At 58.6% G+C, this 14,415-nt stretch carries 12 protein-coding genes; 4 read left to right on the top strand and 8 right to left on the bottom strand.

The window, feature by feature from the left end; genetic code table 11:
• Window positions 1-23: 23 nt before the first annotated feature.
• Window positions 24-902: a ribokinase gene (locus tag C1J04_RS01925; RefSeq protein WP_009825723.1), complete on the bottom strand. Its 879-nt coding sequence runs from the start codon at window positions 900-902 to the stop codon at window positions 24-26.
• Window positions 899-3,157 (bottom strand): NADP-dependent malic enzyme, encoded by a 2,259-nt coding sequence (locus tag C1J04_RS01920; protein WP_009825722.1) that lies wholly within the window; start codon window positions 3,155-3,157, stop codon window positions 899-901. Before C1J04_RS01920 ends, C1J04_RS01925 begins: the two co-directional genes overlap by 4 nt.
• A 201-nt stretch (window positions 3,158-3,358) precedes the next feature.
• Here C1J04_RS01920 and mutS point away from each other — a divergent pair, with 201 nt between their 5' ends.
• Window positions 3,359-5,980 (top strand): DNA mismatch repair protein MutS, encoded by a 2,622-nt coding sequence (mutS, locus tag C1J04_RS01915; RefSeq protein ID WP_037954543.1) that lies wholly within the window; start codon window positions 3,359-3,361, stop codon window positions 5,978-5,980.
• Window positions 5,981-6,042: 62 nt separating this feature from the next.
• On the opposite strand, the gene C1J04_RS01910 is transcribed toward mutS, so the two are convergent.
• Window positions 6,043-6,606: a nucleotide exchange factor GrpE gene (locus C1J04_RS01910; protein WP_009825720.1), complete on the bottom strand. Its 564-nt coding sequence runs from the start codon at window positions 6,604-6,606 to the stop codon at window positions 6,043-6,045.
• A 9-nt stretch (window positions 6,607-6,615) separates the two neighbouring features.
• Complete coding sequence (gene hrcA / locus C1J04_RS01905; RefSeq protein ID WP_083779622.1) at window positions 6,616-7,680, bottom strand: heat-inducible transcriptional repressor HrcA; 1,065 nt, start codon at window positions 7,678-7,680, stop codon at window positions 6,616-6,618.
• Between the two features lie 100 nt (window positions 7,681-7,780).
• On the opposite strand from hrcA, the gene rph reads away from it, so the two are divergent.
• The 3 genes from rph to hemW are packed head-to-tail and all read left to right on the top strand — an operon-like array spanning window position 7,781 to window position 10,252.
• Complete coding sequence (gene rph / locus C1J04_RS01900) at window positions 7,781-8,494, top strand: ribonuclease PH (RefSeq protein WP_005850783.1); 714 nt, start codon at window positions 7,781-7,783, stop codon at window positions 8,492-8,494.
• A complete protein-coding gene (rdgB, locus tag C1J04_RS01895) occupies window positions 8,491-9,102 on the top strand; it encodes an RdgB/HAM1 family non-canonical purine NTP pyrophosphatase (protein ID WP_009825718.1) in 612 nt (203 codons plus the stop codon). Before rph ends, rdgB begins: the two co-directional genes overlap by 4 nt.
• Window positions 9,095-10,252 (top strand): radical SAM family heme chaperone HemW, encoded by a 1,158-nt coding sequence (hemW, locus tag C1J04_RS01890; RefSeq protein ID WP_009825717.1) that lies wholly within the window; start codon window positions 9,095-9,097, stop codon window positions 10,250-10,252. The genes rdgB and hemW overlap by 8 nt, the downstream gene beginning before the upstream one ends.
• Here the strand turns inward: hemW and C1J04_RS01885 are convergent.
• Genes C1J04_RS01885 through mnmG form a run of 4 tightly spaced genes read right to left on the bottom strand, consistent with a single transcriptional unit; the run spans window position 10,249 to window position 14,412 of the window.
• Window positions 10,249-11,136 (bottom strand): ParB/RepB/Spo0J family partition protein, encoded by an 888-nt coding sequence (locus C1J04_RS01885; protein WP_037954033.1) that lies wholly within the window; start codon window positions 11,134-11,136, stop codon window positions 10,249-10,251. The genes hemW and C1J04_RS01885 overlap by 4 nt on opposite strands.
• 15 nt (window positions 11,137-11,151) lie before the next feature.
• A complete protein-coding gene (locus tag C1J04_RS01880) occupies window positions 11,152-11,952 on the bottom strand; it encodes a ParA family protein (protein ID WP_009825715.1) in 801 nt (266 codons plus the stop codon).
• Entirely contained in the window at window positions 11,945-12,553 is a 609-nt protein-coding gene (gene rsmG, locus C1J04_RS01875) for a 16S rRNA (guanine(527)-N(7))-methyltransferase RsmG (protein ID WP_009825714.1), read from the bottom strand. Before rsmG ends, C1J04_RS01880 begins: the two co-directional genes overlap by 8 nt.
• Complete coding sequence (gene mnmG, locus C1J04_RS01870) at window positions 12,550-14,412, bottom strand: tRNA uridine-5-carboxymethylaminomethyl(34) synthesis enzyme MnmG (RefSeq protein WP_114865234.1); 1,863 nt, start codon at window positions 14,410-14,412, stop codon at window positions 12,550-12,552. Before mnmG ends, rsmG begins: the two co-directional genes overlap by 4 nt.
• Window positions 14,413-14,415: the final 3 nt, after the last annotated feature.

Raw genomic sequence — 14,415 nt, 5'->3', positions numbered from 1 at the left:
TAACCCTGCGTTAATCGCGAGCGTTAATCTTCGTCAAAACCGTGATCCTGGATGTCTTTGAGATCCGGGATCACATCCGCTGTCCCTTGCCGCGTGACCATCAAGGCGCCAGCTTGCATTGCCAGCGCAATCGCATCCGGCATCGACAGTTTGCGGTCCAAGGCGGCGATCAGATAGCCGGTAAACGTGTCCCCCGCGCCCGTGGTATCGATGGCTTTGACCGGATAGGCCGGAAAGATTTGCACCGTTTTCGCCTTGTTAGAGACCCATTTGCACCCCTCAGCACCCAAGGTTACGATAATATCGTCGATCGGCAGCGCGTCGATGCGGGCACCTGTGGTTTTTTCAAGCGCCTCTGCCTCGACCTCGTTCAACACCAGCAGATCAATGTCGGGCAGAACCTGCGCGACGATTTCAGCATCAAAGGGCGCGGCGGCATAAGCGACGCGCAGGCCCAGAGTATGCGCGGTCTGCGCGGCAAAGCGTTGGCCCAGGGTTTCGTTCTGCATCAGCAGAAAATCACCGGGCGATGCCTCTGCCAAGGCGGCCCCGATCATCTGGGTGGTGATCTGGTGATTGGCCCCTGAAAACAACACGATAGAGTTTTCGCCATCCTCGGCCACACAGATATTCGCGTGACCGGTGGCCGTGTCGATCATGCTGATATGCTGCGTTTCAACGCCGTATTCCAGCAAACGGTCCACGGCCCATTTACCGTCCGGCCCCACGGCGCCGATATGCATAACGCGCGTTCCGGCGCGGGCGGCGGCGACCGACATATTGGCCCCCTTCCCGCCCAACCCTTGCCGGAAATCATGCGCGGCAATCGTTTCCCCCGGCGCCGGCAGATGCCGCAGATAGTAGAAATTATCCGCGTTGATAGAGCCGAGGTTCCAGATCATTCGCCGACCTTGCAGGCCGCCAGAATGGCCATGTTCAGGATGTCATTCGCGGTGGATGTGGTCGAACAGATCTGGATCGACTTGTCCAACCCCGTCAGGATCGGGCCGATCACCGTGGCCCCCGCCATTTCCTGCATCAATTTGACCGAGATACTGGCCGAATGCCGCGCCGGCACGACGAGGATATTCGCAGGCCCTGTCAGCCGCGAGAACGGATAGTTCTTCTGGCTTTCGGCATTCAGCGCGACATCCACGGTCATTTCGCCTTCGTATTCGAAATCGACCCCGCGTGCGTCCAGCACATCGGGGGCACGCTGCATCTTTTCTGCCCGCTCGGACACGGGGTAGCCGAATGTCGAAAAGCTGACGAAGGCAACCCGTGGCTCAAGCCCCATGTGGCGGGCGACCTTGGCCCCTTTTTCAGCAATATTCGCAAGATCTTCTTCGTTCGGCCATTCATGCACCAGCGTATCGCCGATGAACACAATCCGCCCCTTGTGCAGCAACGCAGTGATCCCGACGGCGCCGTGTTTTGCATTGGCATCGAACACGTGGTTCAGCCGTTCAAGAACATGGGCGGATTTGCGGGTTGCACCGGTCACCAGACCATCGCCATGCCCATGCGCCAACATCAGCGCGGCAAAGACGTGGCGGTCACGGGCGGCCAGACGGTGGATATCCTTGCTGTCCGACCCTTTTCGCTGCAAGCGATTGTAAAGGAATGACTTATACGTCTCTAGGTGCTGGGTATTGGCCGCGTTCACGACCTCAATTTCGCGGTAGGCATCCTCCATCCCCGCCGCCGTCAGCTTGGCCTTTACGTCGTCGGGGCGTCCGACCACCAGCGCCTTGCCCAGACCGGAGCGTTGATACATCACCGCAGCCCGCAGAACCTTGGGGTCATCCCCTTCTGCAAAGATCATCCGCGCCTGATTGGCCCGCGCACGGGCGTTGATCCCGCGCAGGATATTCGCCGTCGGGTCCATCCGCGACTTCAGGCTCAGCTCGTAGGCGTCCATATCGATGATCGGGCGCCGCGCGGCACCGGTGTCCATACCTACACGTGCAACAGCAGGCGGAATACGATGGATCAGACGCGGATCGAACGGCGTCGGGATGATGTAATCCCGACCAAAGCTCAGGTTCTTGCCATACGCCAGCGCCACTTCGTCCGGCACATCCTCGCGTGCCAGATCGGCCAAAGCGTGGGCGCAGGCGATCTTCATCTCGTCGTTGATGGCGCGGGCGTGGATATCCAGCGCCCCGCGGAACAGGTAAGGAAAGCCCAAAACGTTGTTAACCTGATTGGGGTAATCGCTGCGGCCTGTGGCGACAATCGCATCGGGGCGCACCTCGTGTGCTTCCTCCGGGGTGATTTCAGGATCGGGGTTCGCCATCGCGAAGATCACCGGATTATCCGCCATGCTGGCGACCATCGCAGGCGTTACCGCCCCTTTGACCGACACACCCAGGAACACATCCGCGTTCTTCATCGCCTCTTCCAGCGTGCGCAGTTCGGTCTGCGCAGCATGGGCCGACTTCCACTGGTTCATACCCTCGGTACGGCCCTGATAGATCACACCTTTTGTATCGCACATGATACAGTTGTTATGCTTGGCCCCCATCGCCTTGAGCAGTTCAAGACAGGCGATCCCCGCCGCCCCCGCACCGTTCAACACAATCTGCACATCTTCGATCTTCTTGCCCGAAATGCGCAAGGCGTTCAGCAGACCGGCAGCACAGATCACCGCGGTGCCGTGCTGGTCGTCGTGAAAGACCGGAATATCCATCTCTTCTTTCAGACGCTGTTCGATGATGAAACATTCCGGCGCCTTGATGTCCTCAAGGTTGATCCCGCCGAACGTCGGCCCCATCAGCTTGACCGCGTTGATGAACGCCTCGGGGTCTTCGGTGTCCAGTTCGACGTCGATCGAATTCACGTCGGCGAACCGTTTGAACAGCACCGACTTGCCCTCCATCACCGGTTTCGACGCCAGCGCACCAAGGTTGCCCAAGCCCAAAACAGCAGTGCCGTTGGAAATCACCGCGACCATATTGCCCTTGTTGGTATAGTCATATGCCAGCTCGGGATTTTCGGCGATCGCTTCACAGGGAACGGCAACACCGGGGGAATAGGCGAGGCTCAGATCCCGCTGGGTCGTCATCGGGACGGTTGCGGTGATTTCGAACTTGCCCGGCGTGGGTTCAAGGTGAAAGGCGAGCGCCTCTTCGGACGTGATGCGGTTTTTGGTCACTAGAACGGCTTTCCTCATGGTTTCCCGCTTGATATCGCCGATCGGCCCCTCACACAATCATGATGGCGCTCACGGTTTGCGCGACGTCGCGGCGACGCCTCGCGTGCAAAGCCGGTCCGCCCTTTCGTCCGGAGGCGCGGTTTTGTACACAACGTTAACTCGAACCGGGGGCGCAGGGTGACCGAAGAAAAAATCACGCCAATGATGGCGCAATATCTAGAGCTTAAATCCCAGTACGCCGAAGCGCTGCTGTTCTACCGCATGGGCGATTTCTACGAGATGTTCTTTGACGATGCCGTCGCCGCGGCTGAAGCGCTGGATATCGCGCTGACCAAACGCGGCAAACACGGGGGCGAAGACATCCCCATGTGCGGCGTTCCGGTGCATGCCGCCGAAGGGTATTTGCTGACGCTGATCCGCAAAGGCTTCCGCGTGGCGGTCTGCGAACAGATGGAAAGCCCGGCAGAGGCGAAGAAACGCGGCTATAAATCCGTGGTCAAACGCGATGTCGTGCGGCTGGTCACCCCCGGCACATTGACCGAGGAATCCCTACTCGAAGCGCGGCGCCACAACTATCTGGCCGCATTTGCAGAGGTCCGCGATGGTCATGCGCTGGCCTGGGTCGATATTTCGACCGGTGCGTTTCACGTGATGCCCCTGACCCTGTCGCGGCTTGGACCCGAACTGGCCCGTCTGTCCCCGTCAGAGCTGATCGTGTCAGAAGCGAAAGAGGCTGATTTGCGCGAATTAGTCTCTGATTTCGACATCGCGCTGACCCCAATCGCACGCTCTGCCTTTGACAGCAGCAGCGCTGAAAAACGGGTCTGCGATCTGTTCGGCATCGGGTCGCTCGACGCCTTCGGCAGCTTTGAACGGGCCGATATCTCGGCCATGGGCGCGATCATCGACTACCTCGAGATTACACAGAAGGGCAAACTCCCCCTCCTGCGCCCGCCGCAGAAAGAGGCCGAGGCCCGCAGCGTGCAGATCGACGCTGCCACACGTCGCAATCTTGAACTGACACACGCGCTGACCGGTGGTCGCGCCGGCACGCTGTTGTCCGTCATGGACAAGACGGTGACCGCCGGTGGCGCTAGGCTGTTGGAACGGCGCATTTCGTCACCTTCCCGTGTGTTAGAGACGATTCAATCCCGTCTGGACGCGATCGGCTTTGCCTATGACACACCGTCGATCCGCAATGACATCCGCCAGCATCTGCGCAATGTCCCTGATCTGGACCGCGCCCTGTCGCGCCTGTCGCTGGACCGTGGCGGCCCCCGTGACCTTGCCGCCATCCGCAACGGCCTGACCGAAGCCAGCCATCTAGCCGACAAGATGCAAGCCGCCGCCCTGCCCGATCTGCTGGCCCAGGCCGCCAAAGGGCTTACCGGCCATGACAGCCTGATTGATCTGCTCGACGACGCGCTGATCGCCGAACCACCCCTGCTGGCCCGCGACGGCGGCTTTATCGCGCCGGGGTATGACGCCGAGCTGGACGAGGTGCGCACCCTGCGGGACGAAGGCCGCAGCGTCATTGCCCAGATGCAGCAGGATTTCATCACGCTCACCGGTATCTCGACGTTGAAGATCAAGCACAACAACGTGCTTGGGTATTTCGCCGAAGTCACAGCGACCCACGCCGAGAAAATGCTGTCGGCGCCGCTGTCCGATACCTTTATCCACCGTCAGACCACCGCCAATCAGGTCCGTTTCACAACCGTGGAACTGTCCGAGATGGAGACAAAGATTCTCAACGCGGGCAACCACGCGCTGGAGATTGAAAAGCGGCTCTATGAAACGTTGAAACGCGCGATTCTGGATCACTCCGGCCCGATCGGTGTCGCCTCGGCTGGATTGGCCGAGATTGATCTGGCCGCCGGTCTGGCCGATCTGGCGCAGTCCGAAAACTGGGTGAAACCCCGCGTCGATAATTCACGTGCCTTCGACATTCAGGGGGGCCGCCATCCGGTCGTGGAACGTGCCTTGGCCCAGCAATCCGGCAGCCCCTTTATCGCAAACGATTGCACCTTGTCGGCCGATGGCGACAACGCGAATATCTGGCTGCTGACCGGCCCTAACATGGCGGGTAAATCGACCTTCCTGCGGCAGAACGCAATCATCGCCCTGATGGCGCAAATGGGCAGCTACGTGCCTGCCGCCAGCGCGCACATCGGCCTGATCAGCCAGATTTTCAGCCGTGTCGGTGCCTCTGACGATCTGGCACGAGGCCGTTCCACGTTTATGGTCGAAATGGTCGAAACTGCCGCAATCCTCAATCAGGCGGACGACCGTGCGCTTGTGATCCTGGATGAAATCGGGCGCGGCACGGCGACCTATGACGGCTTGTCCATCGCCTGGGCCACGCTGGAACATCTGCACGATATCAACCGCTCTCGCGCATTGTTCGCGACGCACTACCATGAAATGACCGCGCTTTCGAACAAGCTGGGCGGGGTCGATAACGCCACCGTCGCGGTCAAGGAATGGGACGGAGAGGTGATCTTCCTGCACGAGGTCCGCAAAGGCGCCGCCGATCGGTCCTACGGTGTGCAGGTCGCGCAATTGGCCGGCCTGCCGCCTTCCGTCATCGCGCGCGCACGCGTCGTGCTTGAAGCGTTGGAAAAGGGCGAACGCGAAGGCGGCGCGACGCAGAAAACCCTGATCGACGACCTGCCCCTGTTTGCCGTGGCACCGGCACCTGCGCCTCAACCAAAACAAAGCTCCAAGCTTGAAGAAACGCTGGCCGAGATTATCCCCGACGAGCTCTCTCCACGTGAAGCGCTCGACCTGCTTTATAAATTGAAAGAGGCGGCCAAAACCTGACCGCCTCCCTCGCTTCCAAATGGTGTTAAATCCTCCCCGAAGGGCCGCTCTATCCCGGGCGTTTACCCTGCGGGGGTAGAGGAAACGCCAACCTGCGCCGGACGCAGCAGACGGTCGTGCAACATAAAACCTTCGGCGGCGACCTGGATGATATCGCCTGATTTGGTGTCTGGCACGGGCGCCTCGAACATCGCCTGATGATGCTGCGGATCGAACTTGTCACCCACTGCGGGCGAGATGACTTCGATGCCGTGCTTCTTGAACACGCTCAGCAACTCGCGCATCGTCAGCTCGATCCCTTCCAGCAATGGGCCGGAGATGGTGCGCTGCTCTTCTGTAGCGGCCTCCAGGGCGCGTTTCATATTGTCGTAGACCGGCAGCATGTCGCGTGCCAGTTTCGACCCGCCATAGTTTTCCGCCTCGCGACGGTCCTTGTCAGACCGTTTGCGCGCGTTCTCTGCGTCGGCCAGGGCCCGCATGAAACGGTCTTTCAGCTGGTCACGCTCGGCACGCAATTCGTCCAGTTCCAGCGCTTCGTCGTCAATTTCAGACATCTCGTCGGCATAGGCTTCGGCCTCTGCGTCATCGATATCATCCAGAAATTCGTTCTCTTTCGGCTCTGCCATAATTCACCTCTAGCTGCGGTTCGAAATCAGCTTTCCAACCAGCTGCGCCGTGTAATTCACAATCGGCACGATACGTCCATAATTAAGGCGCGTGGGGCCGATCACACCGACCGCCCCGATCACCTTACGATCAGCGTTCATATAAGGGGAAACGACCAGAGAGGAACCCGAAAGTGAAAAAAGTTTATTCTCAGAACCAATAAAAATGCGCACACCGTCGCCCGCGTCGGCCAATTCAAGGAATTCCGCGATATCCCGCTTGCGTTCAAGGTCGTCAAACAGCTGGCGGATCAATTCGACGTTCTCGGCCTCGCCTTCGGTGTTGATCAGATTCGACCGTCCGCGCACGATCAACCGCTCGGGGGATTCCCCTTCGCCCTGCCACAGCGCCAGACCGCTCTCGACAAGCTGCTGCGCCAGTACGTCAATCTGCTGGCGCCGCTGGCTGATCTCATGCGCGATGGTGCGCTGCAATTCCGAGATGGTTTTCCCCTCGACCAGCGCATTCAGGAAATTCGCGGCTTCTCGCATGCTGCTGGGGGTCTGGCCCGGCGGCGGTGTGAACAACCGGTTCTCCACGTGACCGTCGGAGAATACCAAAACGACCAGCGCCCTATCGTGAGACAGTGAAACAAATTCGATATGCTTGATCGGTGCCTCGTGCTTGGGCGTCAGCACAAGCGAGGCGCCCTGGGTCACGCCGGACAGCGCCGACCCCACCCGATCAAGAATGCCGCTGACATCGGCGTTGTTGCTGCCAACGGTCGCATCGATCTTTTCACGGTCCATCTCGGTTGGATCGCCGATCTCGATCATCCCGTCGACGAACATGCGCAGCCCCATCTGCGTCGGGATACGACCCGCGCTGACATGGGGGCTGCCGAGCAGTCCCATATATTCAAGATCCTGCATCACATTACGGATCGTCGCCGCGCTGACCTTTTCGCTGAAATCACGGGTCAGCGTGCGCGACCCCACGGGATCGCCATTCGCCAGATAGCCTTCGACCACGCGGCGGAACACCTCGCGCGAGCGGTCGTTCATCTCGTCTAAAACTGTAGGTGTTTTGTCCATAGTGGGAGAAGTATGTGCGACAGGGGGCAAACGTCAATCGGGGTTGCATCGCGCCGCAACGCAGAGTTATCCCCAATGGCAAATGGAAAAGGAAATACCTATGCGCCCCTCTGGTCGGAAACTTGACGAACTGCGTGCCGTATCGATTGAAACGGGATTCACCAAACACGCCGAAGGATCGGCCCTGATCAAGATGGGCGACACCCATGTGCTGTGTACCGCCACGATCGAGGACCGCGTGCCGCCCTTCATCAAAGGCTCCGGTCTGGGCTGGGTCACGGCGGAATACGGCATGCTGCCCCGTGCCACCAACACCCGTATGCGCCGCGAGGCGGCAATGGGCAAACAAGGGGGCCGCACCGTTGAAATTCAACGCCTTATCGGTCGCGCCCTGCGCGCCGGCGTGGATCGTAGCGCCTTGGGCGAACGTCAGATCACCATCGACTGTGACGTGCTGCAGGCCGACGGCGGCACGCGTTGTGCCTCTATCACGGGCGGTTGGGTCGCGTTGAAACTGGCGGTGAACAAGCTGATGAAGGCGGGCGACGTGGTCAGCGACCCGCTGGTCGATCCGGTCGCCGCGATCAGCTGCGGCATCTATGCGGGCCAGCCCGTGCTTGACCTTGATTACCCCGAGGATTCCGAAGCAGGCGTGGACGGTAACTTTATTATGACCGGCACCGGCAAACTGATCGAGATCCAGATGAGCGCCGAAGGCTCCACCTATTCGCGCGACCAGATGAACCAGCTGATGGACCTCGCTGAAAAGGGCGTGGCAGAGCTGGTCGAGAAGCAGAAGGCAGCCACCGCATGACCCGTAAATTCACCGGCGACCAGATCCTGGTCGCCACCCACAACGCTGGCAAGCTGCAGGAAATGACCGAGCTTTTCGCCCCCTTCGGCGTCACCGTCAAAGGCGCCGCCGAAATGAACCTGGGCGAGCCGGAGGAAACCGAAAACACTTTCATCGGCAACGCCCGCATCAAAGCACGTGCGGCGGTGGCGGCAACGGGCCTTCCCGCGCTTGCAGATGACTCCGGGATCGAGGTCGAAGCGCTGGACAATGCCCCCGGCGTCTATACCGCCGATTGGTCCGAAACGCCCAACGGCCGCGATTTCGTCATGGCGATGACCAAGACCCACAGGTTACTGGAAGAGGCAAACGCCCCCCACCCGCGCCGCGCGCGGTTCTGCGCGACATTGGTATTGGTCTGGCCCGACGGCCATGAAGAGGTTTTCGAAGGCCGCGTGAACGGCACGCTCGTCTGGCCGATCCGCGGCGACATCGGTCACGGCTATGACCCGATGTTCCAACCCGACGGGCACGAGCAGACCTTTGGCGAAATGTCCGCCGACGCCAAGAACGCAATCAGCCACCGTGCGGACGCATTCGCCAAACTGATCTCTGCCTGCTTTGACTGAGGATTGGCGCCAGGGGGGCTTTGGCCTTTATATCCATTGGCCGTTTTGCGAGGCGAAATGCCCCTATTGTGACTTTAACAGTCATGTTAGTCGCACAATCGATCAACGGGCCTGGCGCGATGCCTATCTGGCAGAGCTTGAACGCGGCGCCGCCGAAACCCAAGGGCGCGTCTTGAACGCCGTCTTTTTCGGCGGTGGCACCCCCAGCCTGATGGACCCCGATGTCGTCGCCGATGTCATCGCCGCGATCCGTCGACTGTGGCCCACAGCGAATGATCTGGAAATCACGCTCGAGGCGAACCCCGGTTCGGTTGAGGCCGACCGTTTTGCGGCCTTCCGTCAGGCGGGCGTGAACCGTATTTCAATGGGGATACAGGCCCTGAATGTCGCGGACCTGAAACGTCTGGGCCGCATCCATACGGTCGACGAAGGGCTTGCCGCTTTTGACATTGCCCGCAATACCTTCGAACGCGTCAGTTTTGATCTGATCTATGGCCGCCAGAACCAGAGCTTGCCCGACTGGAAAGCCGAGCTAAAACAGGCCCTATCCCTAGCGATAGACCATATGTCGCTGTATCAACTAACCATTGAACAAGGCACCGCCTTTGGCGACCGCTATGCGGTAGGAAAGCTGCGCGGATTGCCCAGCGATGATCTGGGTGCCGATATGTATGCGGCAACTCAGGATATTTGCGGCGAGATGGGGATGCCCTCTTACGAGGTATCGAACCACGCCCGCGACGGGGCGCAGTCGCGGCACAATCTGATCTACTGGCGCTATGGTGATTATCTTGGCATCGGTCCGGGGGCACACGGGCGCCTGACCCAGAACGGCAATCGCTTTGCGACCGAATGTTTTAGCAACCCCAAACGCTGGCTTGACGCTGCTGCCAGCGGTGCCACCGAAAAGCCCCGCGAGCTTCTGACGACCGAAGATCAGGGGAGCGAGTTTCTGATGATGGGGCTGCGTCTGAAAGAAGGCGTGGACCTGCGTCGGTACGAGGCGCTTTCCGGCGCACCGCTTTCGACAAAAAAAATCACCCAGATGCAGGACATCGGGATGATTTCTAGGGATAAAGACCAGCTTTATGTAACGGATCAGGGCTTTATGGTGCTAAACGCGATCCTGGCCGAGCTTTTGTCGGATTAGGAAGCCGACAGACGTTGGCAAAGCTCGTCCAGCTCGTCCATCGTCGTGTAGTGCAGCACCATCTGCCCCGCCTCCTGCCCCGGCTTGTGGTTCAGGGTTACCTTCAATCCAAGGTTCGCTGACAGATCCCCTTCAAGCGCGCGGGTATCCGCGTCTTTTTCGTTCGAGGATTTCCCCGCCCGCTTGTTTGGTCCCTCATTCTCAGCTTGCTGCTCTTTCTTGATCAGCGCCTCGGCCGCGCGCACCGACAAGCCGCCCGCGATAATCTGTTTGGCCAGCTTTTCAGGGTTCTTCGACGGCACCAAGGTCCGAGCGTGACCCGCTGTCAGATCGCCCTGACGCACCATTTCCAGAACATTTTCGGGCAAGTTCAGCAAGCGCAGCAAGTTGGCGATATGACTGCGGCTTTTACCCAAGGCTTCGGCCATCTTCTCTTGCGTGTGACCAAAACGGTCCATCAGCTGACGATAGCCCGCCGCTTCCTCGATTGAATTGAGGTCCGCCCGCTGGATGTTCTCGATAATCGCAACTTCGAGAACTTCGACATCGGTGAACTCGCGCACGATGATCGGAAGTTCATGCAGTTGCGCCATCTGCGACGCGCGCCAACGGCGTTCACCCGCGACAATTTCGAACGTCCCATCATCGCGGCGGCGTACGATCAGCGGCTGGATAACGCCCTTTTCGCGGATAGAGTTTGCAAGATCATCCAAATCCTGCGGATCAAACCGCTTGCGCGGCTGCTCCGGATTGGGGGAAATCTTTTCAATAGGAACATACTGTTCCGCCGCGCCTTCTGATGCCACCGTTTGTGTCTCCGCTACGTCCGCCATCAAAGCCGACAATCCTCGACCCAAACCGCGCCGTTTGTCTTTATCTGCCATTGCCTGACCCCTTATTTATACGGCACTATTTGCCAGTACTTCTTTCGCCAGATCGCGGTACGCTTTGGCACCTTTCGACCCGCTATCGTAACTTAGAACCGGCATCGCGTAACTGGGTGCCTCACTGACCCTTACGTTGCGCGGAATAACGGTTCTATATACCAGTTCGCCCAAATTGCTTCGGGCGTCCTGCTCAACCTGTTGCGACAGGTTGTTCCGCTGATCATACATCGTCAGCAAAATTCCTTCGATCCGTAGATCCTTGTTCCCGCTCTGGCGCACTTCGCGGATGGTGAGCATCAATTGCGACAAACCTTCAAGCGCGAAAAACTCGCTTTGTAGTGGGACAAGCACCGAATGCGCCGCGATCATCGCGTTCACCGTCAGCAAGTTCAGCGATGGCGGGCAATCTATCAGAATATAGTCGAAGGCGTAGCTGTCCATCTGCGTCTGCCGTAGGGCGTCGTGCAGAAGAAAACTACGCTTTTCATTAGCGATCAATTCCATATCTGCGGAACTGAGATCGACAGTGGCGGCAACGATATACAGGCCTTCAGTCTCGGTCGTCATAATCACTTGATCAAGGTCGATATCCTCAAGCAAAAGCTCGTAGGTTGTAAATTCCCGATCATCCAATTCGATGCCCAGACCAGTTGACGCGTTGCCCTGCGGATCAAGGTCAATCACCAGAACGCGCTGCTTCTGCTCAACCAGAGCCGCCGCGAGGTTGATCGTCGTCGTGGTTTTGCCCACCCCACCCTTCTGGTTCGCAATCGCAATAATTTTGGGCCCCGAAGGTCGAGACAGATCAGACATGTTTGATTTCCTTGATCTTAAGAATTGCGGCGGAGGGGTTCGTCTGGCTTTGGATAGCGTCGCAGGTATATGCCCATGTCTCTCTCGCGGCGGCATCCTCTGCGCGCCAGTTCTCCCCCTTCGGGAAAAGCGCAGTGCCAGTGGGTAAGAGATGGCGATCTGCAAAGCCAAGCAAAGCGGTCAAGTCGGACAAGGCCCGCGCGCTTAGAACGTCTGCTTCCAAGGGTTCGATCGCCTCAATCCGCGCGTTCGCCACTGTTGCGTTCAGCTCAAGCTCCCGAATGGCTGTTCTCAGGAACGCGCATTTACGTTGGTCGCTTTCGACCAAGGTAAATTTCGTCGCACGCTCGTCTTGCTGCGACATCAGCGCCACGACAATTGCCGGAAAACCGCCACCGCTTCCAAGATCTACCCAATGGCCCGCATTCGGCGCGTGGGAATAGATTTGTAGAGAATCCAGAATGTGACGCTCCCACATCTCAGGGACGCTCGGCTTAGATATCAGATTAATCTTCGCCGTCCACTTCTCGACCAATTGCGAGAAATGCTGAAGCTTTTCCAATGTTTCACGTGAAACATCTTGCTCAAAAGCGCCCATCATGCAGACTTCTTCTGGCTGCCGCGCTTGAGATGAGACAGAAGCAGCGTCAAGGCCGAGGGTGTCATACCGTCAATTCGAGCCGCCTGCGCGAGATTGGTCGGGCGTATCAGCGACAGCTTCGAGGTAAGCTCATTTGACAGCCCGTCGATGGCTTCATAATCAAAACTCGCGGGAATAACATGCGCCTCGTCCTTCTGGAGGAGGTCGATATCCCGTTGCTGACGCGCGATATAATTTGCATATAGCGCATCCCGCTCGACCTGACGGCGAATTTCGGGTTCTACCGCATCAAGCGCTGGATTAATCAAGACGATCTGCTCGAATGTCACGTCCGGAAACGCCAATAGTTGGAAACCGGTCCGCTTTGTTCCGTCCTGGCTAACCTTGATCCCTGCCGCCTCGATCGCCTTTGATGCATAGGGCGTATTCGTCAGTTCTGCCATCGCTGCGTCGATCTTGGCCATTTTGGCGCTAAAATGCGCAACCCGCTCTTGCGAGACGCAGCCCAAGGCAATCGCCAAAGGGGTGAGGCGCTGGTCAGCGTTATCAGCACGAAGCGACAAACGGAATTCGGCGCGAGAGGTGAACATGCGATAGGGCTCTGTCACGCCTCGGGTGGTCAGGTCATCAATCATCACGCCAATATAGCTATCGGCGCGGCTGAACGTCACCGGTTCTTTACCCTGTGCTGAAAGTGCCGCGTTCAATCCGGCAACCAACCCTTGTGCTGCAGCTTCTTCATAGCCGGTGGTCCCGTTGATCTGACCAGCGAGATATAGGCCAGGCACAGTCCTCACGGAAAGGGCCAGATCAAGGGCGCGGGGGTCGACATAGTCATATTCAATCGCATAACCGGGCTGGATGATTTCAACATTTTCCAACCCAACCATCGACCGCACATAGGCAAGTTGAACATCCTCAGGCAGCGAGGTCGAAATACCATTGGGGTAGATCGTATGGTCATCGGCGCCCTCAGGCTCCAGGAAAACTTGGTGCGAGGTTTTGTCAGCGAAGCGGACAACTTTATCTTCAATCGACGGGCAGTATCGAGGCCCTACCCCGTCGATATGCCCCCCGTACATCGCGGAGCGCGACAGGTTATCGCGAATAATTTGATGCGTTTCTTCATTGGTATGCGTAATACCGCAGGAGATTTGCGGGGCCGACGTCGTCTCTGACAAGAACGAGAACAAGACAGGCTCATCATCCCCGGGTTGCGATTCCAGCTTTTCCCAGTCAATCGTCCGTCCGTCCAGACGCGGTGGCGTCCCCGTCTTCAAGCGGCCGAGTGGCAAGTTGAACGAATCAATGCGGTTTGCCAGGTCGACGGAGGCTTTATCGCCCATCCGACCGCCGGAGCGCGACATATCCCCAATATGGATGACCCCGCGCAAGAAAGTACCCGTCGTCAAAACAACGGCAGCCGCGGAGATCTGTTCACCATCGGCAAGAACGGCACCAGAAACCTTACCATTGTCGAGAATGAAGTCGGTCACCTCACCCTCTACGATGGTCAGATTCTCCTGGCGTTCGGTCTCGGCCAGCATTTCTCTCCGATAGATCGCCCGGTCCGCTTGCGCCCGCGGGCCTTGAACAGCGGGCCCCTTGCGGCGGTTCAAAAGACGGAACTGGATGCCGGCTTTGTCCGCGACACGACCCATAACACCATCCAGCGCGTCAATCTCGCGCACCAAATGCCCCTTACCCAGGCCACCGATAGCCGGATTGCAGGACATCACCCCGATCCCATCGCGCGACATCGTGATCAAAGCAGTATTCGCGCCCATACGCGCGGATGCGTGGGCCGCTTCGGCCCCGGCATGGCCGCCACCGATAACTATCACGTCAAAATGTTTCACGTG

This window comes from Sulfitobacter sp. SK025, from assembly GCF_003352105.1.
In the GTDB taxonomy this organism is placed as follows: Bacteria; Pseudomonadota; Alphaproteobacteria; order Rhodobacterales; family Rhodobacteraceae; genus Sulfitobacter; species Sulfitobacter pontiacus.
This window is presented reverse-complemented; position numbering and strand designations above follow the sequence as displayed.

Bases quoted from the DNA above. Each gene is read 5' to 3' on its own strand.
- C1J04_RS01925 (WP_009825723.1), bottom strand. From the start codon at position 902: ATGATCTGGAACCTCGGCTCTATCAACGCGGATAATTTCTACTATCTG.
- mutS (WP_037954543.1), top strand. From the start codon at position 3,359: ATGATGGCGCAATATCTAGAGCTTAAATCCCAGTACGCCGAAGCGCTG.
- C1J04_RS01910 (WP_009825720.1), bottom strand. From the start codon at position 6,606: ATGGCAGAGCCGAAAGAGAACGAATTTCTGGATGATATCGATGACGCA.
- hrcA (WP_083779622.1), bottom strand. From the start codon at position 7,680: ATGGACAAAACACCTACAGTTTTAGACGAGATGAACGACCGCTCGCGC.
- rph (WP_005850783.1), top strand. From the start codon at position 7,781: ATGCGCCCCTCTGGTCGGAAACTTGACGAACTGCGTGCCGTATCGATT.
- rdgB (WP_009825718.1), top strand. From the start codon at position 8,491: ATGACCCGTAAATTCACCGGCGACCAGATCCTGGTCGCCACCCACAAC.
- C1J04_RS01885 (WP_037954033.1), bottom strand. From the start codon at position 11,136: ATGGCAGATAAAGACAAACGGCGCGGTTTGGGTCGAGGATTGTCGGCT.
- C1J04_RS01880 (WP_009825715.1), bottom strand. From the start codon at position 11,952: ATGTCTGATCTGTCTCGACCTTCGGGGCCCAAAATTATTGCGATTGCG.
- rsmG (WP_009825714.1), bottom strand. From the start codon at position 12,553: ATGATGGGCGCTTTTGAGCAAGATGTTTCACGTGAAACATTGGAAAAG.